This window comes from Ornithinimicrobium cerasi (genome assembly GCF_003702705.1).
Taxonomy (GTDB): Bacteria; Actinomycetota; Actinomycetes; order Actinomycetales; family Dermatophilaceae; genus Ornithinicoccus; species Ornithinicoccus cerasi.
On record NZ_QZMN01000003.1, the window covers coordinates 172374 to 194958 of the forward strand.

General features: G+C 74.0%; 19 protein-coding genes and 1 tRNA gene. 13 read left to right on the top strand and 7 right to left on the bottom strand.

Features of this window, described 5'->3' with window-relative positions; all coding sequences use genetic code 11:
• Nucleotides 1-41: 41 nt before the first annotated feature.
• Nucleotides 42-1907, top strand: coding sequence for an ABC-F family ATP-binding cassette domain-containing protein (locus D4B81_RS04485; RefSeq protein WP_122261275.1), 1866 nt, complete (start codon nt 42-44; stop codon nt 1905-1907).
• An 18-nt stretch (nt 1908-1925) separates the two neighbouring features.
• On the opposite strand, the gene D4B81_RS04490 is transcribed toward D4B81_RS04485, so the two are convergent.
• The 4 genes from D4B81_RS04490 to D4B81_RS04505 all read right to left on the bottom strand — a co-directional run bounded on the left by D4B81_RS04490 (nt 1926) and on the right by D4B81_RS04505 (nt 4337).
• Complete coding sequence (locus D4B81_RS04490) at nt 1926-2438, bottom strand: MarR family winged helix-turn-helix transcriptional regulator (RefSeq protein ID WP_122261276.1); 513 nt, start codon at nt 2436-2438, stop codon at nt 1926-1928.
• Nucleotides 2439-2493: 55 nt separating this feature from the next.
• Nucleotides 2494-3366, bottom strand: a complete 873-nt coding sequence (locus D4B81_RS04495) for an aldo/keto reductase (protein ID WP_122261277.1) — start codon at nt 3364-3366, stop codon at nt 2494-2496.
• Between the two features lie 61 nt (nt 3367-3427).
• Nucleotides 3428-3506, bottom strand: a tRNA-Gln gene (locus D4B81_RS04500).
• Between the two features lie 225 nt (nt 3507-3731).
• Complete coding sequence (locus tag D4B81_RS04505; RefSeq protein ID WP_202613576.1) at nt 3732-4337, bottom strand: TetR/AcrR family transcriptional regulator; 606 nt, start codon at nt 4335-4337, stop codon at nt 3732-3734.
• A gap of 69 nt (nt 4338-4406) precedes the next feature.
• Here D4B81_RS04505 and glmU point away from each other — a divergent pair, with 69 nt between their 5' ends.
• The 4 genes from glmU (at nt 4407) to pth (ending at nt 8588) form a co-directional block, all read left to right on the top strand.
• Complete coding sequence (gene glmU / locus D4B81_RS04510) at nt 4407-5903, top strand: bifunctional UDP-N-acetylglucosamine diphosphorylase/glucosamine-1-phosphate N-acetyltransferase GlmU (RefSeq protein WP_122261279.1); 1497 nt, start codon at nt 4407-4409, stop codon at nt 5901-5903.
• On the top strand, nt 5900-6883 hold the full coding sequence (locus D4B81_RS04515; RefSeq protein ID WP_122261280.1) for a ribose-phosphate diphosphokinase: 984 nt from the start codon (nt 5900-5902) through the stop codon (nt 6881-6883). The genes glmU and D4B81_RS04515 overlap by 4 nt, the downstream gene beginning before the upstream one ends.
• A gap of 251 nt (nt 6884-7134) precedes the next feature.
• Nucleotides 7135-7836: a 50S ribosomal protein L25/general stress protein Ctc gene (locus tag D4B81_RS04520; RefSeq protein ID WP_122261281.1), complete on the top strand. Its 702-nt coding sequence runs from the start codon at nt 7135-7137 to the stop codon at nt 7834-7836.
• A 152-nt stretch (nt 7837-7988) separates the two neighbouring features.
• Nucleotides 7989-8588, top strand: a complete 600-nt coding sequence (gene pth / locus D4B81_RS04525; RefSeq protein ID WP_122261282.1) for an aminoacyl-tRNA hydrolase — start codon at nt 7989-7991, stop codon at nt 8586-8588.
• Nucleotides 8589-8805: 217 nt separating this feature from the next.
• On the opposite strand, the gene D4B81_RS04530 is transcribed toward pth, so the two are convergent.
• Together D4B81_RS04530 and D4B81_RS19125 are read right to left on the bottom strand one after the other, a co-directional pair.
• Entirely contained in the window at nt 8806-9522 is a 717-nt protein-coding gene (locus D4B81_RS04530) for a PspA/IM30 family protein (RefSeq protein ID WP_097187295.1), read from the bottom strand.
• A 74-nt stretch (nt 9523-9596) separates the two neighbouring features.
• Nucleotides 9597-11702 (bottom strand): TPM domain-containing protein, encoded by a 2106-nt coding sequence (locus tag D4B81_RS19125; protein WP_272914057.1) that lies wholly within the window; start codon nt 11700-11702, stop codon nt 9597-9599.
• A 192-nt stretch (nt 11703-11894) separates the two neighbouring features.
• On the opposite strand from D4B81_RS19125, the gene mfd reads away from it, so the two are divergent.
• Nucleotides 11895-15527: a transcription-repair coupling factor gene (gene mfd / locus D4B81_RS04540; protein WP_122261284.1), complete on the top strand. Its 3633-nt coding sequence runs from the start codon at nt 11895-11897 to the stop codon at nt 15525-15527.
• A gap of 47 nt (nt 15528-15574) precedes the next feature.
• On the opposite strand, the gene D4B81_RS04545 is transcribed toward mfd, so the two are convergent.
• Nucleotides 15575-16255 (bottom strand): SDR family oxidoreductase, encoded by a 681-nt coding sequence (locus tag D4B81_RS04545; RefSeq protein ID WP_122261285.1) that lies wholly within the window; start codon nt 16253-16255, stop codon nt 15575-15577.
• Between the two features lie 82 nt (nt 16256-16337).
• On the opposite strand from D4B81_RS04545, the gene D4B81_RS04550 reads away from it, so the two are divergent.
• From D4B81_RS04550 to D4B81_RS18705, 7 genes are all read left to right on the top strand, one after another.
• The gene (locus tag D4B81_RS04550) at nt 16338-16880 is read left to right on the top strand and encodes a hypothetical protein (protein WP_161964984.1); all 543 of its coding nucleotides are present in this window, start codon (nt 16338-16340) and stop codon (nt 16878-16880) included.
• A complete protein-coding gene (locus D4B81_RS18695; RefSeq protein WP_237565811.1) occupies nt 16850-17929 on the top strand; it encodes a nucleoside triphosphate pyrophosphohydrolase in 1080 nt (359 codons plus the stop codon). The genes D4B81_RS04550 and D4B81_RS18695 overlap by 31 nt, the downstream gene beginning before the upstream one ends.
• A 43-nt stretch (nt 17930-17972) precedes the next feature.
• On the top strand, nt 17973-19253 hold the full coding sequence (gene eno / locus D4B81_RS04560; RefSeq protein WP_122261287.1) for a phosphopyruvate hydratase: 1281 nt from the start codon (nt 17973-17975) through the stop codon (nt 19251-19253).
• Nucleotides 19254-19593: 340 nt separating this feature from the next.
• Entirely contained in the window at nt 19594-20154 is a 561-nt protein-coding gene (locus tag D4B81_RS04565; RefSeq protein WP_097187289.1) for an FtsB family cell division protein, read from the top strand.
• Entirely contained in the window at nt 20151-20768 is a 618-nt protein-coding gene (locus D4B81_RS04570) for a DUF501 domain-containing protein (protein ID WP_122261288.1), read from the top strand. Before D4B81_RS04565 ends, D4B81_RS04570 begins: the two co-directional genes overlap by 4 nt.
• Nucleotides 20765-21718, top strand: coding sequence for a Ppx/GppA phosphatase family protein (locus D4B81_RS18700; protein ID WP_122261289.1), 954 nt, complete (start codon nt 20765-20767; stop codon nt 21716-21718). Before D4B81_RS04570 ends, D4B81_RS18700 begins: the two co-directional genes overlap by 4 nt.
• Entirely contained in the window at nt 21715-22536 is an 822-nt protein-coding gene (locus D4B81_RS18705) for a uracil-DNA glycosylase (RefSeq protein WP_122261290.1), read from the top strand. Before D4B81_RS18700 ends, D4B81_RS18705 begins: the two co-directional genes overlap by 4 nt.
• Nucleotides 22537-22585: the final 49 nt, after the last annotated feature.

Below are 22585 nucleotides of genomic sequence, written 5' to 3' on the forward strand. Positions count from 1 at the left end.
CCCCGACGTAGGATCGGCCGTCGACCCCCACCACTCAGGAGATGTCCATGCCCCCGGCCGCCAGCCTCGTCGCCCTCGACCGGGCGCACCTGCTCGCGGGCACGCAGGTGCTGCTCGACGACGTGTCCGTCGGCGTCTCGGACGGCGACCGCATCGGTGTGGTCGGCCGCAACGGCGGTGGCAAGTCCAGCCTTCTGGGCGTCGTCGTCGGGACGCGGACGCTGGACGGGGGGCGCGTCGTCCGCACGGGCGGCGTGACCATGGGGATGCTCGGCCAGACCGACGAGCTCGATCCCGCCGCCACGGTCGCCGAGGTCGTGCTCGGTGACCTCGCCGAGCACGAGTGGGCCGGTGAGCCGCGGGTCCGCGAGATCCTCGCCGGGCTGCTGGGCGGGACCGACGCCTCCGCGCTCGGTGGGTGGGACAGGCAGGTCGGCCCGATGTCCGGCGGTGAGCGCCGTCGCCTCGCGCTCGCGGCGCTGCTCGTGCAGGACCCCGACCTGCTCGTGCTCGACGAGCCCACCAACCACCTCGACGTCGAGGGCGTCGCCTGGCTCGCGGCATACCTGTCGGCACGCCGTCCCCGCCAGGGGAACGCGCTGCTCGTGGTCACCCACGACCGGTGGTTCCTCGACGCGGTGAGCACCCGCACCTGGGAGGTCGAGGACGGCGAGGTGCACGTCTACGACGGCGGGTATGCCGCGTACGTGCTCGCCCGCGTGGAGCGGCAGCGGGTCGCGCAGGTCACCGAGGAGCGGCGCGCCAACCTGGCCCGCAAGGAGCTGGCCTGGCTGCGTCGGGGAGCGCCGGCGCGGACGGCCAAGCCGAGGTTCCGCATCGACGCCGCCAACGCCCTCATCGAGGGTGAGCCGGACCCGCGGGACACCGTGGAGCTCGTCCGGTTCGCCACCACGAGGCTGGGCAAGGACGTCCTCGACCTGCTCGACGCGACCCTGCGGGTGGGGGACCGGACGCTGCTGGACCGGGTGACCTGGCGGATCGGTCCGGGCGACCGCTACGGCCTCGTCGGGGTCAACGGCGCCGGCAAGACCACGCTCCTGCGTGCCCTGCAGGGGCTGCACCCGCTGGCGACCGGCAAGCTGAGGACGGGCAAGACCGTGCGGATCGCGGTGCTCACGCAGGAGCTGCGTGAGCTCGACCGGCTCACCGGGCGGACCGTCCTCGACGCCATCACCGAGGTGCGCTCCTTCACCGTCATCGGCGGCAAGGAGGTGTCGGCCTCGTCGCTGGCGCAGCGGCTCGGCTTCAGCGGCGGGCGGCAGCAGTCGCGCGTCGGGGACCTGTCCGGCGGCGAGCGGCGGCGGCTGCAGTTCGTCCGGCTGCTCATGGACGAGCCCAACGTGCTGATGCTCGACGAGCCGACCAACGACCTCGACATCGACACCCTCACCTCGATGGAGGACGTGCTCGACGGCTGGGCCGGGACGCTGCTCGTCGTCTCGCACGACCGCTACCTCCTCGAGCGGATGACCGACCGTCAGGTGGCGCTGCTCGGCGACGGCACGCTCAGGGATCTGCCGGGAGGGGTCGAGCAGTACCTCGAGCTGCGCCGGGGCATGCGCGACCGCGACGAGCCGGCCGGACGGGCGGCCCCGGCCTCGGGGGTCGCGTCGGGCGGAGCCGCCCCGGGGGGCGGGGGTGCACCCGGGGGAGGGGCTGGATACTCCCCGGCGCAGGTGCGCGAGGCGCGCAAGACCCTGGCGCGGGTCGAGCGGGCCCTGGACCGGATCCACGCCGAGGAGGCCGTGCTGCACGACGCGATGGCGGCCGCCTCCACCGACCCGCAGCGGCTGTCCGAGCTGACCGGGACGCTGGCGCGGCTCACCGAGCAGGAGGAGAGCCTCGAGATGGAGTGGCTCGAGGCCTCCGAGGCGGCGCAGGGCTGAGCCCTCGGGCGGGCGGCGTCAGGTCGGCGCGGCGTCGTCGAACGGCTCCAGGAGGCCCTTGAGCAGGGTCGCGAGCTCGGCCTGGCGCGCCGGCGGCAGCGCCTGGAGCAGGCGGCGCTCGTCGTCGACGAGGTCGGCGAGCGCGGCGTCGACCACCCCGCGACCGCCCGCGGTGAGACGGACCAGGACGGAGCGGTGGTCGGCGGGAGAGGCTGCCCGCTCGACCAGCCCGCGCTCCACCAGCCGGGCGATGCGGTTGGTCATGGTGCCGCTCGTCACCAGCGTCTGGCGGACGAGCTGGGTGGGCGTGAGTTCGTAGGGATGCCCGGCGCGACGCAGCGCCGACAGGACGTCGAACTCCCACGACTCCAGACCGTGCGCCCCGAAGGCCTCGCGCCGCGCGAGGTCGAGGTGCCGGGCCAGCCGCGACACCCGGGACAGCACCTCGAGCGGGCTGACGTCGAGGTCCGGCCGCTCGCGCGCCCACGCGGCGACGATGCGGTCGACCTCGTCCCCACGGTGCTGGCTCATGGGGTCACAGTAGCCAGCGGGCACCGCCCGGCCGACGCGCCGCCGACCGCGCCGGTCAGGTGTACTGGCGCTCGATGCGCGCGACCTCCTCGTCGCTGAGCTGCAGGTCGACCGCCCGGGCGGAGTCGGTGATCGACTGCGGGCGGCTCGCCCCGGGGATGGGTATGACGTGGGCGCCCAGGCTGAGCTCCCAGGCGAGGACGACCTGCTGCGGGCTGACGCCGCGCTCCGTGCCGATGTCCTGGAAGGCCGGGTAGGTCGCCCCGACGTCGCACGCGGCGCCGGTGCCACCCAGCGGGCTCCACGGCAGGAACGCGATCCCGTGCTCGCCGCAGTGCTCGAGCTCCGCGCGGCTGGAGCGGAAGCGCGGGGAGAACTCGTTCTGGACCGACGCCAGCCCGCCCTCGCCGAGGACCTCGAGGGCGACGTCGATCTCCTCGACGTCGGCGTTGGAGATGCCGACCGCGCGGATCTTGCCCTCGGTCTGCAGGTCCTTCAGGGTCTGGATAACCTCGCCGTAGACGCGCCACCGGTCCGGGCGGTGCCACTGGTAGAGGTCGATGACGTCGACGTCGAGCGCGCGGAGCGAGGCCTCGACCGCCCGCCGGAGGTAGTCCGGCGACCCGTCCCGGCCCCACTGCTCCCCCTCGGAGCGGGTGATGCCGCCCTTCGTCCCGACCACGACGTGGCTGGTGTCGCCGTAGGACCGCAGCGCCGTCGCGACGATGCGCTCGTTGTGGCCCATCTGGTCCCAGCTCGGGGCGTAGATGTCCGCGGTGTCGATGAAGGTGACACCCGCGTCGAGGGCGGCGTGGACCGTGGCGACCGCCTGCTCCTCGCTCGGCGCCGGGGTCCGTCCGAGCGAGAACGGCATGGCTCCCAGGCCGATGGCGGAGACGGAGAAAGGGCCGAGCTGGCGGGTCTGCATGGCCTGCAGCCTAGGCGAGCGGTCGCCGGCTCCCCGGGTTGTGCGCCGGTGCACCCATCGGCTCCCCGGGTTGGAATCGAACCAACGTCGCTAGTCCTGATTCAAAGTCAGGCGGCCCCTACCAGCAGAGCAACCGGGGAACGTCCCGGAGGACCCCACCAGACTAGGTCACCCCGCGAGCGGTCCAGGGGCCTGGCGCCCGCGGGGGGAGCTGTCGTTGTCACGGTGGCGATGGGTGGCCCGGGCGTCGACGGCGCGGGTCGGGGTGGCTGGGTGTCGCCCAAGCAGCACCGCCCCACCCCGGACGCGTGAGGGCGGGGGGAGCGGACGCGGTCGAGGGTCGCGGCCACCCGCCCACAGGCGCGTCAGTGCCCGGTCGTGCGCAGCGTCGGGCGCGCCTCCATGCCGGAGAGGCCGTTCCACGCGAGGTTGACGAGGTGCGCGGCCACGTCCTCCTTCTTCATCTTCCGTGAGTCGAGCCACCAGCCGCCGGGGATCGCCACCATGCCGACCAGCATCTGGGCGTAGAGGGGTGCGGTCTTGGGGTCGAGGCGGCGCCGCCGGAACTCCGCCGCCAGGATGTGCTCGACCTGGCTGGCGATGTCGCTGATGAGGCTGGCGAACGACCCGGTCGACTGCCCGGGCGGGCTGTCCCGCACGAGGATCCGGAAGCCGTCGGTCGAGGTCTCGATGTAGTTGAGCAGGGCCAGGGCCGCGGCCTCGAGCAACGCGCGGGCGTTGCCCTCGTGCTCGGTCAGCGCGTCGGTGATCTGGCCCAGCAGGGCCTGGATCTCACGGTCGACCACGACCGCGTAGAGACCCTCCTTGCCGCCGAAGTGCTCGTAGATCACCGGCTTCGAGACGCCCGCCTTCGCCGCGATCTCCTCCACGCTCGTGCCCTCGAAACCCTTCTCCGCAAACAGGGCCCGGCCCACCGAGACGAGTTGCTGACGCCGCTGCGGGCCGGTCATCCGGTTGCGGGGCGAGGACTTCGTCGGGGGCGCGGTCACCCCCTCATCATGCCAAGTAGAGTCAGGACCGTGACGTCCCACCACCCCGCAGCCGTCATCGTGCTGGCCGCCGGCGAAGGCACCCGGATGAAGTCCACGACCCCCAAGGTGCTCCACCGCATCGGGGGTCGCAGTCTTCTCGGGCACGCCCTGCACGCCGCGCGGCAGGCCTCGCCCGAGCACCTCGCCGTCGTGGTCCGGCACGAGCGCGACCGGGTCGCCGAGCACGTCGCGGCGCTCGACCCGGGGGCGGTCGTCGCCGACCAGGACGAGGTGAAGGGCACCGGGCGCGCCTGCGAGTGCGGCCTCGACGCCCTCCCGGCGGACCTCGAGGGGACCGTGCTGGTGACCATGGGGGACGTCCCGCTCCTCACCGGCCGCACCCTCGTGGAGCTCACCGAGCGGCACGAGGCGAGCGGGGCCGCCGTCACCGTCATCACCGCCGAGCTCGACGACGCCAAGTCCTACGGGCGGGTCGTGCGCAACGAGCGGGGTGACGTCGTCGCGATCATGGAGCACAAGGACGCCCTGGCCCACCGCGCAGCGGGCGACGATCTGGCCCACGTGGTCGACGTGCGCGAGATCAACTCGGGCATCTACGCCTTCGACGCGGCGGTGCTGCGCGCCGCGCTGGGTGAGGTGGGGACCGACAACGCCCAGGGGGAGAAGTACCTCACGGACGTCATCGGGATCGCCCGCCGGGACGGCCGCACGGTCCGCGCCCACCTCGTCGAGGACCTGTGGCAGACCGAGGGCGTCAACGACCGCGTCCAGCTGGCCGCGCTCGGCAAGGAGCTCAACCGGCGCACCGTCGAGCACTGGATGCGGGAGGGCGTGACCGTCGTCGACCCCGACACCACCTGGATCGACGCCGAGGTGACGATCGGCCGGGACACCGTGGTCCGCCCGGGCACCCAGCTGCTCGGCGCCACCACGGTGGGGGAGGGCGTCGTCATCGGCCCGGACACGACGCTGACCGACACCGAGGTGCGCGACGGCGCCAGCGTCGTGCGCACCCAGGCCGAGGCGGCGGTGATCGGGGAGCGGGCCACCGTGGGCCCCTTCTCCTACCTGCGCCCCGGCACGGTCCTGGGGGCGGCCGGGAAGATCGGCGGCTTCGTCGAGACCAAGAACGCGCGGATCGGGGACGGCGCCAAGGTGCCGCACCTGACCTACTGCGGGGACGCCACCATCGGCGAGGGCGCCAACATCGGGGCCGGGACGATCTTCGCCAACTACGACGGGGTCGCCAAGCACCACACCACGGTCGGTCGCCACTCCTTCGTCGGGTCCGACTCGGTGCTCGTCGCCCCGGTCGAGATCGCCGACGGTGCCTACGTCGCCGCCGGGTCGACGATCGAGGGCCGGGTCGGACCGGGCCAGATCGCCGTCGCCCGCGGTCGTCAGCGCAACGTCGACGGCTGGGTGGCCCGGCGCCGACCCGGCACCAGGACCGCGGCGGCCGCCGAGGAGGCCCTGGCGCGACGGCATACCCCGCCCACCCCCAGCACCGAGGAGCGCCCATGACCGGGATCCTGAAGACCACCCAGAAGAACCTCATGCTCTTCACGGGGAGGGCGCACCGTGCGCTGTCCGAGGAGATCGCGCAGAAGCTGGGGACTCCGCTGGTGCCGACGGAGGCCTACGCCTTCGCCAACAGCGAGATCTACGTGCGCTTCAACGAGTCCGTCCGCGGGTGCGACGCGTTCGTCATCCAGAGCCACACCGCGCCGGTCAACGAGTGGATCATGGAGCACCTCATCATGGTCGACGCGCTCAAGCGCGCCTCGGCCAAGCGGATCACCGTGGTGCTGCCGTTCTACGGCTACGCGCGGCAGGACAAGAAGCACCGCGGGCGCGAGCCGATCTCGGCCCGGCTGATGGCTGACCTGTTCAAGACGGCCGGCGCGGACCGGCTGATGGCCGTCGACCTGCACACGGCGCAGATCCAGGGGTTCTTCGACGGGCCGGTCGACCACCTCATGGCGCTGCCGATCCTGGCGGACTACGTGCGCGAGAAGTACGGCGACGAGCAGCTGGCGGTCGTGTCGCCGGACGCCGGCCGGATCAAGGTGGCGGAGTACTGGTCGAACAGCCTGGGCGGGGTCCCGCTGGCGTTCATCCACAAGACGCGCGACATCACCCGCCCCAACCAGTCGGTCGCCAAGCGGGTCGTCGGCGAGGTCACCGGTCGCACCTGCGTGCTGGTCGACGACATGATCGACTCCGGCGGCACCATCTGCCAGGCGGCGGACGCGCTGATGGCCGAGGGCGCGAGCAGCGTGGTCGTCGCGGCGACGCACGCGATCTTCTCCGAGCCGGCGGTCCAGCGGCTGCGCGACTCGGTCGCTCGCGAGGTGGTCGTCACCAACACCCTGCCGCTGTCCGAGGACGCGCGGGCGCTGGACAAGATCACCGAGCTCTCGATCGCCCCGCTGGTCAGCAGGGCGATCAAGGAGGTCTTCGAGGACGGGTCCGTCACCTCGATGTTCGACGGCGTCGCCTGAGGGGTATGCCGTGACGCCCGGCGTCCCGGGGGTCACCGGCGATTTCAGGTTGCCCCGCGGGGTTGGCTAGACTGCAGCAGTTGCCTCGGCGAGGGACACCGCACGGACGTGTGGTGGCCGTGATTCGACGAAGCGCGTCGCCGCGCCCGACCAGCTCGGGCGGGTCCTGACGCCTCCGTGGAGCGCCGTGCCGTGTCCCGCGTCGAGGCCCGTCTCAGTCGATCACCCCCGAGCAGAAGAAGGCCCGACCCATGTCCGACCAGCTGAAGATCTCCGCCGAGAAGCGCTCCGAGTTCGGCAAGGGCGCCGCCCGCCGCATCCGCCGCGCGCACAAGATCCCCGCCGTCCTCTACGGCCACGGCACCGACCCGGTGCACGTGACCCTGCCCGGCCACGAGACCCTGCTCGCGCTGCGCCACAGCAACGCCGTCCTCACCCTGGACGTGGAGGGCGACGAGCACCTGGCGCTCGCCAAGGACGTCCAGCGCGACCCGATCAAGCGCAGCATCGAGCACGTCGACCTCGTCATCGTCCTCAAGGGCGAGAAGGTCACTGTCGACGTCGCGGTGCACGTCGAGGGCGAGGCCGCCCCGGAGACCGTCGTCACGCTCGAGAACAACACCCTGACGGTGGAGGCAGAGGCCACCCACATCCCCGCGTCCTTCGTGGTCTCGGTCGAGGGCCTGACCGCCGGCACCCAGATCCACGCCGACGCCGTCGAGCTGCCCGAGGGCGTCACCCTGGTCACCGACGGCGACATCCTCGTCGTCAACGTCACCCAGGCCATCTCCGAGGAGGCCCTGGAGGCCGAGCTCGCCGAGGCCGAGGCCGAGGCCGGCATCGAGCACGACGAGCCCGAGGACGAGGCCGCCGCGTCCGACGAGGCCGGCGAGGCCGGCGAGGCCACCGCGTCCGACGAGGCCACCGGCGAGGAGAAGTCCGAGGAGGCCTGAGCCTCCCCGCTCGCAGCACGGCCGGGAGCCGCACCGCTCCCGGGACGACGCGGCCACGCCCCCTGCGCCCACGCGCCCGGGACGTGGCCGCGTCGGCGCGTGGCGGCATACCCTCGACCACGACCCCGACCACCGCACGGAGGAGCCCGCCCATGGACACCGCCCCCTGGCTCGTCGTCGGTCTGGGCAACCCCGGTGCGAGGTACGCGGGGCACCGCCACAACGTCGGGGCGATGGTCGTCGACGAGCTGGCCCGGCAGGCGTCGGCCACGCTGCGCGCGCACAAGGCGGGGCAGGCCTGGGCGGCGGAGGTGCGGCTCGGGACGGGCGCCGGGGGGCTGCCCGGCCCGCGCGCCGTCCTCGCCCGGCCCTCCACCTACATGAACCTGTCCGGTGGGCCGGTCGCCGGGCTCGCGAAGTTCTACAAGGTCCCGGTGGGGCAGGTGGTCGTCGTCCACGACGAGCTGGACATCGAGCCCGGTCAGGTGCGGCTGAAGCAGGGCGGCGGCGAGGGCGGGCACAACGGGCTGCGGTCGGTGAGCCAGAGCCTCGGGACCCGGGACTACCTCCGGGTCCGGCTCGGCATCGGCCGACCGCCCGGGCGCCAGGACCCGGCCGACTACGTGCTGTCCGACTTCCCGTCCCGTGACCGCGAGGAGACCGAGCTGCTCGTGGGCGACGGGGCCGACGCGGTCCTCGACCTGACCGGTCTGGGGCTGGTCGCCGCGCAGCAGCGCTGGCACTCCCGCTGACCGGCTGGGCGCCCGGAGCGGCGCCCGCCCTGACCCACCCCCACGCGCGCCGTCCCACGACGCGCTTGTGTCCTGTGAGTCTGATGCGTCCGACTCACAGGACAGGAACAGGTCGCAAGACGCAGCACCAGATCGCAGGACGCTCGGACCGAGCCGCGTGCGCCCGCCAGGCACCCGAAAGCCCCCGACCGTCCGGTCGGGGGCCTTCGGGCCGGCGTCAGCCCTGCTGCTTGAGCTGCTGCAGCCGCGCCTCGATCTCGGCGTCCTCGCCGGACGTCTCGAGCTCGGCGAACTGGTCCTCCAGGCGCGTGGCCTGCGCCTCGGACCGGCCCTGCACGACCGCCTCCTGCCGGCGGATGCTCTCCTCCCAGCGGGCCAGGTCGCTGGTGGGGTCCATGACGTCGATCGAGGCCATGGCCTCCTGCACCTTGCCCTGCGCCTCCGCGCTGCGGGCCCGGGCCACCAGGGTGCCCCGGCGCGACTTGAGGTCCTCCAGCTTGGTCTTCATCTGGGTCAGCCCGTCCTTGAGCTGCTCGACCGTGGAGTTCTGCTGCGCGATCGCGGGCTCGGTGGTGCGCACGTCGTTCTCGTGCTGGATCTGACGCCCCAGGGCCACCCGGGCCAGGTTGTCGAACTTGAAGGCGCCGTCGGGGTCGCCCCCGCCCCGCATCTGCTCGGCCTTGGCCGACGCGGCGGACGCCTTGCGGCCCCACTCGGAGGCGGCCTCCCGGTCGGCCTGCAGGTCGGACTCCGCCATCCGCACGTTGGCGATGGTCTGCGCCACCGCCTCCTCGGCCTCGGCGATGCTGTTGGTGTAGTCCCGGATCAGCTGGTCCAGCATCTTCTCGGGGTCCTCCGCGCGGTCGAGGAGGGAGTTGACGTTGGCCCGCGCGAGCTGGCTGATCCGGCCGAGGATGGTCTGCTTCTGGGTCATGCTCGTTCCTTTCGTTGGCCGCCGGTTGCGGCGGTCGATCGGGTATGACGTGTGCTGGCTGGGTGGGGAGGTGGTCAGAAGCGGCCCCCGGTGAAGCTGCCGCCCCCGCCGCCCCCGCCGCCCCCGCCGAAGCTGCCGCCGCCGAAGCCGCCGCCGCCTCCACCGAAACCGCCGCCGCCCCCGAAGCCGCCGCCACCGCCCCAGCCTCCGGAGTGGTGGTGCCCGCCCCCGCGACCGCCGAGGAGGATGCCGCCGAGGATGAGCGACAGGGGGTCGATGCCGCCGCGGGTGCGGCCGCCGCCGAAGCCCCCGCCGTAGCCCCCGGACCCGCCCCATGAGCTGAGGTCGTTCTGCGCCTCGGTGAGCGCCTGCTCGCCCAGCTGCTCGGCGCGGGTCAGCAGGCCCATGGCGTCCGCCGGGTCGGTCCGGGCGGCCGTCTGGGCCTCGTCGAAGACGCGCAGCGCCTCGGAGATGCGCGTGCGGGCCCCGCTGCTGACCGCGCCACGGCGGGTCGAGATGGTCTCGTCGATGCTGCGCAGCCGGGCGCCGACGCGCGCCACCCGCTGGCTGAAGTTCTCGCGCATCCTGGTCGTGTGCGCCTCGGCGTCCCGCACCGGCTGCAGCAGGGTGTCGAGGTCGTGCTCGGCGCGGTCCAGGTCGGACAGCGCCCGGAGCGGGTCGCCGGAGGAGCGGGCCGACTGGGCGCGCTCCACGGCCTCCCGTGCCCGGTGCACGGCCTTGGCGACCACGGGGTCGCCCGGGGCCAGGCGCTGGGCGTCGCGCAGGTCCGAGCTGATCGAGGTCACCCGTGCGCTCAGCTCCGCGGCGGCGTTGGCCAGGTCGTCGCCCGCCCGGCCGATCTGGTCCAGCAGGGTGCTGGCCTGGCCGATGGCCTCCTCGGCGGCGCGGGCGGCCGCCACGGCGGCCGGGCGGTCGTCACGCTGCAGCGACTGCTGGCCGGCGGTGACGAAGCCGTCGGCGGAGCGCAGGAGGTTCTCGACCTGGGTGAGGTGCTCGCGCACGGTGCCCAGCGCCTCGGCCGGGTAGCGGGCGGCGAGCCCGTCCACCGACTGCCGGGCGGTGGGGATCCGGTCCCGGGTCTCCTCGGCCCGGGTCTGCAGCTCGGCGAGGAACTGCGGCGCCCGGTCCTGCAGGGAACGCAGGGTCGCGAACTCCTGGGTGTGCTCGTCGAGGGCGCTTCGGGACGTGCTCGTCAGCTCGATGATCCGGGCGAGCATCGAGCGCTCGACGTCCTCCGGCTCCTTCTGGTCGTCGTCGAGCTGCTGCCGGAGCGAGAACGCCTCCTTGGCCGCAGCCTTCGCGCGCCCGAGCACCTCGCGGAACTGCTCCGTGCGCTGGGTGCCGAACTGCGCCTCGGCGAAGGCGAGCTCCTCCTCGGCCGAGCGCACCGCGTTGTCCATGCCGACGAGCGCCTCCGCGGCCTGCCGCTGCAGGTCCTGCAGGCTGAGCCCCTGCGCCTGGGGCGGGACGTGGACGCCGGCCGCCGGCCGCCGCCCCTTCTTGCGGGACATCGCGCTGACGAGGGCGCTGCCTCCGAAGAGGAGCACCGGCGCAGCGAGGAGCAGCACCGGGAAGCCGGTGCCGAACCCCTCGTCGGACTGCGGGTAGACCGGACCCTGGTCGCCCAGGGCCCCGCCCCCCGAGCTGTCCGACCCGCCGCCGGCGGCCTCCCGGGCGAGCCCCTCGACCGCGCCGCTGACGGCTCCGGCCCAGTCGTCCTGACCGAGGGCCGGCTCGATGTCCTGCAGCTGGACGGTCTGCAGCTGGTCCTGCCCCAGCGTGCTGCCGACGTCGCCCAGGCCGTACTGACGCTGCTCGACGGCGACCGCGAGCACCAGGTCGCCGGTGCCCATCCCGGAGACCTCGGAGGTCTGCTCGGCCCAGGTCGGCCCGTCGACCTGGGTGCCGGTCTCGTCGGTGAACTCGTCGACGAACGCCACGAAGAGCTGCAGCCCCGTCTCCTCGCGCAGCTGCTCGATCTGCGCGCGGGCCTCCTCCTCCTCGGCGTCGGTGAGGACGTCCGCGGAGTCGTAGACCTCCTCGGGCAGGTTGAGCGGCTCCTCCGCCAGCGCGGGCGAGGCACCGAGGGCGGCCACCACGAGGGCGAGCGACGCGGCATACCCCCACCGACGCCGTTCCGTGCGAGCTGTCCTGACCATCACGTCTGCGATCCTCCCTGACCTGCATCGCGCGCGTCCACCGCACGCGGTGCCCGGACGGCCCAGCATGGCACGCGTCACCTCTCCCGACGCCCGAGGGGTCGTGACGGTTCCACGGGACGGCCACGTCGGCGCCGCGGCCTAGACTGGGACGCCACCCGACCGCCCCGCCCGGCGAAGGATCTCCTCCCCATGCACCTGTCACCCGTCGTCGACCTGCTCTGCGCCGACCCCGGCACCACGCCGGTGCTCGACGCCGCCCGCGCGGGCGAGCCCACGGTCGACGTCTCCCTCGTCGCCGGCGCGCACCCCGCCCTCGTCGCGGCGCTCACCCGGGTCGACACCACGCCCGTCCTCGCGGTCACCGCGACCGGGCGCGAGGCGGACGACCTCGTCAGCACGCTGGGCGAGCTGCTCGAGGACGGCGGGGTCGGGGTGGCCGGCTTCCCGAGCTGGGAGACGCTGCCGCACGAGCGGCTCAGCCCCCGCTCGGACACGGTGGGGCGCCGGCTCGCGACCCTGCGCCGCCTGGCCCACCCGGACGGCTCGGACGGCACGACGGGTCCGGTGCGCGTCGTGGTGGCGTCCGTGCGGGCGCTCCTGCAGCCGCTGGTCAGGGGGCTCGGGGAGCTGGAGCCGGTCCACCTGCGGGCCGGGGACGAGCGTCCGCTCGAGCACGTCGTCGAGGCGCTCGTGGGGGCGGCCTACTCCCGGACCGACATGGTGGAGCGGCGCGGCGAGTTCGCCGTGCGCGGGGGCATCCTCGACGTCTTCCCGCCGACCGAGGAGCACCCGGTCCGCATCGAGTTCTGGGGAGACACCGTGGAGGAGGTGCGCTGGTTCAAGGTCGCCGACCAGCGCTCGCTGGAGATCGCCGACCAGGGCCTCTACGCCCCGCCCTGCCGCGAGGTTCTGCTCACCGACGACGTGCGCGAGCGCGCCCGCCGGCTCGTCGGCACGCTGCCGGGGGCGGCGGAGATGCTGGCCAAGATCGCCGAGGGCATCGCGGTCGAGGGGATGGAGTCGCTGGCCCCCGTCCTCGTGGACGGCATGGAGACCCTGGTGGACGTCCTGCCCGCCGGCGCCCGCGTCGTCGTCCTGGACCCGGAGCGGGTGCGCACCCGCGCGCACGACCTGGTGGCCACGAGCGAGGAGTTCCTCCAGGCCAGCTGGGCGGCCGCCGCGACCGCCGAGGGCGCGGCGCCGATCGACCTGCAGCAGGCTCTGGGCACCGCCTCCTCCTGGTCGCTCGCCGACATGCGCGCGCACACCCTCGCCACCGGGCGTCCCTGGTGGTCCCTGACCGCCTTCCTCGCGGACGCCGAGCTGCTCGAGCTCGCCGCGCAGGCGGACGACGGGGCCGACGACGGCGTGCGCACCCTCGTCGTCCCGAGCGCACCCGTCGACGCCTACCGCGGCGACCGCGACGCGATCTCCGCAGACCTGCGGACCTGGCTCGGTGCCGGTCGGCGCGTCCTCGTCAGCCTCGACGGCGCAGGTATGGCGCGCCGCGTCGCCGAGGTCCTCGGCGAGCACGACGTCCCGCACCGGCTGGTCCTGCCGCTCGGGTCGGCCGACGACCTGTCGGCCGACGTGGTGACGGTGACCACCGGCGCCGCGGGCCGTGGCTTCGTGCTGACCGGCAGCGACGTCGTCCTCGTCGCCGAGCAGGACCTCACCGGGCAGCCGTCCACGACCGGCGGCTCCACCCGGGACATGCGGCGCATGCCCTCGAAGCGCCGCCAGCAGGTGGACCCGCTGGCCCTGCGGCCGGGCGACTACGTCGTGCACGAGCAGCACGGTGTCGGCCGCTTCGTCGAGATGGCGCAGCGCAGCGTGCAGGGGGCGACGCGGGAGTACGTGGTGCTGGAGTACGCGAGCTCGAAGCCGCGCGGGCACGGCATACCGGACCGGTTGTATCTGCCGACCGACCAGCTGGACCAGCTGACGAAGTACGTCGGCGGCGAGGCGCCCACGCTGAACCGCCTGGGCGGCTCGGACTGGCAGCGCACCAAGAGCCGCGCCCGCAAGCACATCCGGGAGATCGCCGCCGAGCTCATCCGCCTCTACTCCGCACGGATGGCCACCATCGGCTACGCGTTCGGACCGGACACCCCGTGGCAGCGCGAGCTCGAGGACGCCTTCGCCTTCACCGAGACCCCGGACCAGCTCTCCTCGATCGAGGAGGTCAAGGCCGACATGGAGAAGCCGGTGCCGATGGACCGCCTCATCAGCGGCGACGTCGGCTACGGCAAGACCGAGATCGCCGTCCGGGCCGCGTTCAAGGCGATCCAGGACGGCAAGCAGGTGGCGGTGCTGGTGCCCACGACTCTCCTCGTCCAGCAGCACTTCCAGACCTTCTCCGAGCGCTACGCGCAGTTCCCGGTGACCGTGCGGGCGCTCTCCCGCTTCCAGTCGGACAAGGAGGCGAAGGACACGATCGCCGGGATCTCCGACGGGTCGGTCGACGTCGTCATCGGCACCCACCGGCTGCTCGGCTCGACGGTGCGCTTCAAGGACCTCGGGCTGGTCATCGTCGACGAGGAGCAGCGCTTCGGGGTGGAGCACAAGGAGCAGCTCAAGGCGATGCGCACCGACGTCGACGTGCTGGCGATGTCCGCGACGCCGATCCCGAGGACGCTGGAGATGGCGGTCACCGGGATCCGCGAGATGTCGACCCTGGCCACCCCGCCGGAGGAGCGGCACCCGGTGCTGACCTTCGTCGGCGGCTACGACGAGAAGCAGATCGCGGCCGCGATCCGGCGCGAGCTGCTCCGGGAGGGGCAGATCTTCTACGTGCACAACAAGGTCGGCTCGATCGAGAAGGCCGCCTCCCGGCTGCGGGACCTCGTGCCCGAGGCGCGGATCGAGACGGCGCACGGGCAGATGGGCGAGCACAAGCTGGAGCAGGTCGTGGTGGACTTCTGGGAGCGCCGGTTCGACGTCCTGGTCTGCACGACGATCGTGGAGACCGGTCTCGACATCTCCAACGCCAACACGCTGATCGTCGAGCGTGCCGACACCCTCGGCCTCTCGCAGCTGCACCAGCTGCGCGGCCGCGTGGGCCGCGGCCGGGAGCGGGCCTACGCCTACTTCCTCTACCCGCCGGAGAAGCCGCTGACCGAGACGGCCGTCGACCGGTTGCAGACCATCGCCGCCAACACCGACCTGGGCTCGGGCATCGCGGTCGCGATGAAGGACCTGGAGATCCGCGGTGCGGGCAACCTGCTCGGCGGCGAGCAGTCCGGGCACATCGAGGGCGTCGGCTTCGACCTCTACGTGCGGATGGTGGGGGAGGCGGTCGCCAACTTCAAGGGCGAGGGCCGGGAGGCGCCGGCCGAGGTCAAGATCGAGCTGCCCGTGGACGCCCACCTGCCGCACGACTACGTGCCGGGGGAGCGGCTGCGCCTGGAGGCCTACCGCAAGCTCGCGCAGGTCAAGGACGAGGTGGAGCTCGCGGAGATCCGGGCCGAGCTCGTCGACCGGTACGGCGAGCCGCCCGCGCCCGCGCAGACGCTGCTGGAGGTGGCGCGGCTGCGCACGGTCGCCCGCGCGGCGGGGATCTCCGACATCGGCATCCAGGGCCAGCTGGTCCGCTTCGCCCCGGTGGCGGACCTGCGGGACAGCCAGCAGCTGCGGCTCAACCGGCTCCACCCCGGCACGATCGTCAAGCCCGCGGTGCGTCAGATCCTCGTGCCGGCGCCGAGGACGGCACGGGTCGGCGGCAAGCCGCTGCGCGACAAGGACATTCTCGACTGGGCGGCCCAGCTGGTCCGCGCCGTGCTCCTCGACGACGTCGCCGCGGCCTCGGCCAGCAGCCGCTGAGCCGACCGGGCGGGGCGGTGCAGGTGCACCGCGTCCGGCACCGGGCGTCAGGCGTCGCCCAGGGGGGTCCCCGCCACGGCGTCGAGAGCCTCGTCGACCGGGACCTCGCCTGCGATGAACTCCACGGTCCGGCCCCCCAGGTCGCCGCGACCGATGACGGCGGCGACCACCCTGGCCACGTCGTCACGACCGACCTGTCCGCCGCCGACCTCCTGCCCGGGGAGGACGACCTCGATGCGACCCGTGGGCGGGTCCAGGGTCAGGCCTCCGGGGCCGAGGATCACCCAGTCCAGCGCGCTGCCGCGCAGGTGCTCGTCGGCGGCCGCCTTGGCGTCGGCGTAGGCGTAGAACGGGTCGTCCTGGGCCAGCCCGTGGTCCGGGCCCGCGCCGAGGTAGGAGACCATCACGTAGCGGTCCACCCCCGCGCGCGTCGCGGCGTCCATGGACCTGATTGCCGCGTCCCGGTCCACGGCGTAGGTCCGCTGCGGGTCGCCCCCGCCGGCGCCCGCCGACCACACCACGACGTCGTGGCCGGCCAGCAGGTCGGTCAGCGCGTCGGTGTCGAGCCGCTCCACGTCGGCCACGACGGGCAGGGCGCCGGTGCCCGCCACCTCGTCCGCCTGCTCCGCGTCGCGGATGATGGCGTCGACCTCGTGGCCGGCCTCCCGCAGCAGCGGGCTGAGCCTGAGGGCGACCTTGCCGTGTCCTCCGATGATGGCGATACGCATGTCGGGGACAGCGACCGACGGGGGCCGGACATTCCCCGACGCCCGCTCCGGCACCGCGCGGCCCCGTGCGATGATGGCCCGCGTGAAGCGCCAGCCCGTCAAGATCGCCCTCGCCCTGACCGCTGTCCTCACCCTCGCCGGCTGCTCCGCCGGCTTCGGGTCCGACACCGCGGTGAGCGTGGAGGGCAAGGACTACTCGGTGGCGGAGCTGCAGCAGGCGACCGCGCAGCTCAACACCGTCTCCCAGCAGCCCAGCGAGCCGCAGCAGGTCCTCGCGGACCTGGCGCTGCTCCCGCTGCTGGACAGCATCTTCACCGGGTCCCCCCGCGAGGCGACCGACGGCGCGGTGCGCGAGCTGCTCAGCGCCGGGGGCGTCACCGATCCCGGCCCGGCGACGCTCGACGCGGCGCGCTCGCGGCAGTACCAGGCCGTGCTCAGCGACCCGGCGCTCGCGCAGGACCCGGCGATGGCGGACGCGGTGGCCATCGCGATGAACGTGACCGCCGAGGACGTGGCGGCGCTGGACGTCGACGTCAACCCCCGGTACGGCGAGTGGGACACCGTCAACGGCGGCATCGCCCCGTCGGTGCCCGGGTGGATCCGGCCCGCCTCCGAGGACAGCTGATCCGGCTCAGCCTGCTGCTGACCAGCCCGCGGGTGGCCCCGGGGCTGCTCTCGGCCTCCGCGTGGGAGGCGCTGCACGCCGCCGACGTCGTGGTGGCGGCCGACCCGTCGGCCGACCAGCCGGTCGCCGTCGCCGCCGCCGGCATCGAGGTGGTCCCCGCGTCACGGACCGCGGCCGGCGGGGCCGGTGACCCGCCCGCCACCCCGCAGGACCGTGCGCGCCGGCTGCTCGACCTCGCCGCCCACGGCAGGGTGGTCTGGATCGGCTCCCCGGACGGGGACCCTGGCCTCGCCGAGGCGGTCGCGGTCGAGCTCCCGGACGGCCCGGACGGGACCGCCCCGACCCTGGAGATCGTCGTCGGCAGCTGGGACACCCCCGGCTCGCGCCTGCTCGACGCCGTCGCGGTCATGGATCGGCTGCGGTCGCCGGGCGGCTGCCCCTGGGACGCCCAGCAGACCCACGCCAGCCTCGCGCCGTACCTCCTGGAGGAGGCCCACGAGGCCGTCGAGGCGCTGGAGGTGATCGACGGGGCGGACGAGGGCGGCCGCGACCACGCCGTCGAGGAGCTCGGGGACGTCCTCCTGCAGGTCCTCTTCCACGCCCGGGTGGGTGCCGAGCACGAGGACGACCCCTTCGACGTCGACGACGTGGCGGCCGGGCTCGTCGCCAAGTTGGTGCGCCGCCACCCCCATGTCTTCGGGGGCGCCGTCGCCGCGGACGCTGCCGCCGTCGAGGCGAGCTGGGAGCAGATCAAGGCCGCGGAGAAGCCCTCCCGGCAGCACCCCCTCGACGGGATCCCCGCAGGTATGCCGGAGCTCGCCCGGGCGGTCAAGGTCGCCTCGCGCCTGCGCCGGGCCGGGCGGGAGGAGTGGCTGCGCGACTGGGTCGAGGAGCGGCTGCGCCGGCATGACCCAGGGGCCCTGATCCTCCACGCCCTGCTCGACCTGCACGACGGCGACGTCGACGCGGGCGCCGCGCTGCGGCATACCCTCCGGGACCTCGACGTGGAGGCGCGGGGACCCGACGGCGCGCCCCCGGCAGCACACTAGGCTCAAGACAGACCGCTCACCACCCACTGCAGAAGGAGCGCCCATGGCCGCCATCGACGCCATCATCGCCCGCGAGATCCTCGACTCCCGCGGCAACCCGACCGTGGAGGTGGAGGTCGGGCTGGACGACGGCACCGTCGCCCGCGCGGCCGTCCCCTCCGGCGCCTCGACCGGCGCCTTCGAGGCCGTGGAGCGCCGCGACGGCGACCAGGGCCGCTACCTCGGCAAGGGGGTCGAGAACGCCGTCACCGCCGTGATGGACGACCTCGAGCCGCGGCTGCTCGGCTTCGACGCCTCCGAGCAGCGGCTCGTCGACGGCGAGATGATGGCCGCCGACGGCACCGACAACAAGGCCGAGATCGGCGCCAACGCGATCCTCGGCGTCTCGCTCGCCGTCGCCCGTGCGGCCGCGGACTCGGCAGGGCTGCCGCTGTTCCGCTACGTCGGCGGACCGAACGCCCACGTGCTGCCTGTGCCGATGATGAACATCCTCAACGGCGGGTCGCACGCGGACTCCAACGTGGACATCCAGGAGTTCATGATCGCGCCGATCGGCGCCGGGTCCTTCCGCGAGGCGCTGCGCTGGGGGACCGAGGTCTACCACGCGCTCAAGGCGGTCCTCAAGGAGCGCGGGCTGGCCACCGGCCTGGGCGACGAGGGCGGCTTCGCCCCGAACTTGGAGTCCAACCGTGCGGCGCTCGACCTCATCGTCGAGGCGATCGAGAAGGCCGGTTACACGGTGGGGTCGGACATCGCGCTCGCCCTTGACGTGGCGGCCAGCGAGTTCCACGAGGACGGCTCCTACGCCTTCGAGGGCGGCAACCGGTCGGCCGACGAGATGATCGCCTACTACGGCGAGCTCGTCGACGCCTACCCGCTGGTCTCGATCGAGGACCCGCTGGACGAGGATGACTGGGAGGGCTGGCAGCGGATCACCACCGCGCTGGGCGAGCGGGTCCAGCTCGTCGGCGACGACCTGTTCGTCACCAACCCCGAGCGGCTGCAGCGGGGCATCACCGAGAAGGCCGGCAACGCCCTGCTCGTCAAGGTCAACCAGATCGGCACGCTCACCGAGACCCTCGACGCCGTCGCGCTCGCGCAGTCCAACGGGTTCCGCTGCATGATGTCGCACCGCTCCGGCGAGACCGAGGACACCACCATCGCCGACCTCGCCGTGGCCACGAACTGCGGCCAGATCAAGACCGGCGCCCCGGCCCGGTCCGAGCGCGTCGCCAAGTACAACCAGCTGCTCCGCATCGAGGAGGAGCTCGACGACGCGGCCATCTATGCCGGCGCCGGCGCCTTCCCGCGCTTCCGCGCCTGACCCCACGCCCCACCGCCCTTCCCCCACCGCCTCCCCCCCACCGCCTCCCCCCCACCGCCTCCCCCCCACCGCCTCCCCCCTCAACTCACAGGCGCGTAGCGTTCCTCCGGCTGGATGCATCCGGCCGGAGGAGGGGTTCCGCGCCTGTGAGTTGGGGAGAGTGCGCGGGCGGAGAGTGCGCGGGCGGAGAGTGCGCGAGGCGGAGAGTGCGCGGAGGAGGGGTGCGGGGAGGGCGCGGAGGAGGGTGCGGGATGAGGGCGTGCGCGGCGCGGCCTACGGGGCGGACGCGAGGGCACGGCATACCCTGGCAGGGCCCCGCCACAGCCGACCCAGGAGCACCATGAGCACCGCCCGCAGCCCCCGCGGCGCCCGCGCGTCCTCCTCGCCCGGCGCGCGCCCGTCGGCCCGCCCCGCCGCGCGCCCGGCCAGCCGCCGGCCGGGCCCGCGCCCCGGCGTCCGGGGCGTGTCGAGCGCCGCGAGCAGCGTCCGGCGGGCGCCGGCGCACGTCCGCCGGCTGCTCACCCTCGTCGCCCTGGTCGTGGTGATGGGGCTGATCATCGCGCCGGTGCTCTCGGGCTACCTGCGGCAGCGGGCCGAGATCGGGGAGGCGAAGCGGCAGATCGAGGCCGAGCAGGAGGAGATCGCCGCGCTGCAGACGGAGCTGGACCGCTGGGACGACCCGGGATACGTCGAGCGGCAGGCCCGGGAGCGGCTGCGCTTCGTCAAGCAGGGGGAGACAGCCTTCACGGTTCTGGACGACACCGGGACGGACTACACTGAATCGCTCCCCGGCATGGCACCGGTCAGTGACGACGTGCTGGCGGCTAGCCCGTGGTACGGCCAGGTCTGGGAGTCGGTGAAGATCGCCAACGAAGGTCTCCCTGAGACCAAGGAGCCATGAGCAACCCAGACCGCACGACCCTGGACGAGCCTCCCAGCGAGGAGGACGTCCACGTCATCGCACGCCAGCTCGGCCGTGAGCCGCGCAGCGTCGTCTCCATCGCCCACCGGTGCCCGTGCGGGTGCCCCACCGTGGTGCGCACGGAGCCCCGTCTGCCCGACGGGACACCGTTCCCGACGAGCTTCTACGCCACCTGCCCGCGCCTGACGGCCGCCATCTCCACCCTGGAGAGCAGCGGCCTGATGAAGGAGATGTCGCAGCGTCTCCTGCAGGACGAGCAGCTGTCGTGGCACTACGCCCAGGCGCACGACGACTACCTGCGCCGCCGCGAGGAGCTGGCCCACGTGCCGGAGATCGCCGGCATCAGCGCGGGCGGCATGCCCAACCGGGTCAAGTGCCTGCACGTCCTCGTCGCCCACTCGCTCGCGGCCGGGCCCGGGGTGAACCCGCTCGGCGACGAGGCCCTGGAGGCGCTTCCCGACTGGTGGGCGGACGGCTGCTGCCGCGCCCTGGATGTCGACGACCTCCACGAGGTGGTCGCCAACACCTGCCCGGCGCACCACCCCGTCGACCCGCCCCACGAGGACCACGGGCCGACGGTCCGGGCGTCGTGACCCGGGTCGGTGCCGTCGACTGCGGCACCAACTCGATCCGGCTGCTGATCGCGGACCTCGCGCCGGACGGGCACAGCCTGGCCGAGGTCACCCGCACGATGCAGGTCGTCCGTCTCGGCGAGGGCATCGACGCCACCGGCCGCATCTCCGAGGGCGCCATGACCCGCACCGTCGCGGCTGCGGAGGGGTATGCCGCGCTGTGCCGCGACGCAGGGTGCGAGTCGGTGCGCTTCGTCGCGACCTCGGCCTCGCGGGACGCCGCCAACGCCGGGGACTTCGTCGCAGGCGTGCGGGAGGCGTTCGCCGGCTTCGACGTCACCCCCGAGGTGGTCTCCGGCCGCGAGGAGGCCGAGCTGTCGTTCACCGGGGCGACCGGCAGCCTGCGCTCGGCGGGAGCGCCCGGCCCCTACCTCGTCGTCGACATCGGGGGCGGTTCCACCGAGGTCGTGCGGGGCACCGACCACGTCGAGGCGGCCCGCTCCGTGGACATCGGGTGCGTGCGGATGACCGAGCGCCACCTGCACGACGACCCGCCCACCGAGGACCAGGTCTGGGCCGCGCTGGGCGACATCGTCCGTGCGCTCGACGACGTGGGCACGGACGTCGACCTCACGGGGGTGGGCACCCTGGTCGGGCTGGCCGGCTCGGTCACGACGGTGACGGCCCACGCCCTCGACCTGCCGGTCTACGACCCCGCCCGGATCCACGGCGCGGAGCTGCCCGCCGACCAGGTGGTGGACGCCGCCACCCACCTCCTGCTCATGCCCCGGTCCGGTCGCCGCGAGCTGCCGTTCATGCACGAGGGCCGGGTGGACGTCATCGGGGCCGGCGCGCTCATCTGGCGCACGGTCGTGCAACGGGTCGCCCACGACTCCCGGCTCGCGACGGTCCGAGCCTCGGAGACGGACATCCTCGACGGCATCGCGCTGTCGCAGGCGCGGGCGGGGTGAGGCTCGACCCGCACCCCGTCACCGGCGAGCCGTTCCCCTCGCCGGTCCCGCCCGGCACCGGCTGGCCGGGTGACCCGGCCACGCCGCGGACCCGCGCGGCCCGGTCCGCCGCCGGGGTGCGCCGCCTCGCGGCGGGGGCGCACGGCATACCCGAGCTCGACGCGCGGGTCTCGGTATGCCGCGCCTGCCCCCGTCTGGTGGCGTGGCGCGAGCGCGTCGCGGGGGAGCGTCGGGCGGCGTTCGCCGACCAGCCCTACTGGGGCCGGCCCGCCCCGTCCTTCGGCCCGGCCGGCGCGCCGGTGCTGGTCGTCGGCCTGGCGCCCGCGGCGCACGGAGCCAACCGCACCGGGCGGATGTTCACCGGGGACCGGTCGGGGGACTGGATCTACGCCGCGCTCCACCGCGCCGGGTTCGCGTCGCAGGCGGGCAGCGCGCACGCCGGCGACGGCCTGGAGCTGAGCGGCGTGCGGATCGTCGCCGCCGTCCACTGCGCCCCTCCGGACAACGCCCCCACGACCGAGGAGAAGGCGAGCTGCCGGCCGTGGCTGGAGCGCGAGCTCGTGCTCGCCGCCCCCGGTCTGCGCTCGGTCCTCGCGCTCGGAGGCATCGGCTGGGACGCCGCGCTGGCCGCCGCCCGGTCGGTCGGCTGGGAGGTCCCCCGGCCCCGGCCACGGTTCGGGCACGGCGCGGAGGCGGTGCTGCGGACCGGCGAGGGCCGGGACGTGCGGCTCGTCGGCAGCTACCACGTCAGCCAGCAGAACACCTTCACCGGGCGGCTCACCGAGGCCATGCTCGACGAGGTCGTCGGACGGCTGTGAGCGGGCCAGGACGGCGGGCCGGGCACGTGCTCCAGGAGCGGACCGGCCG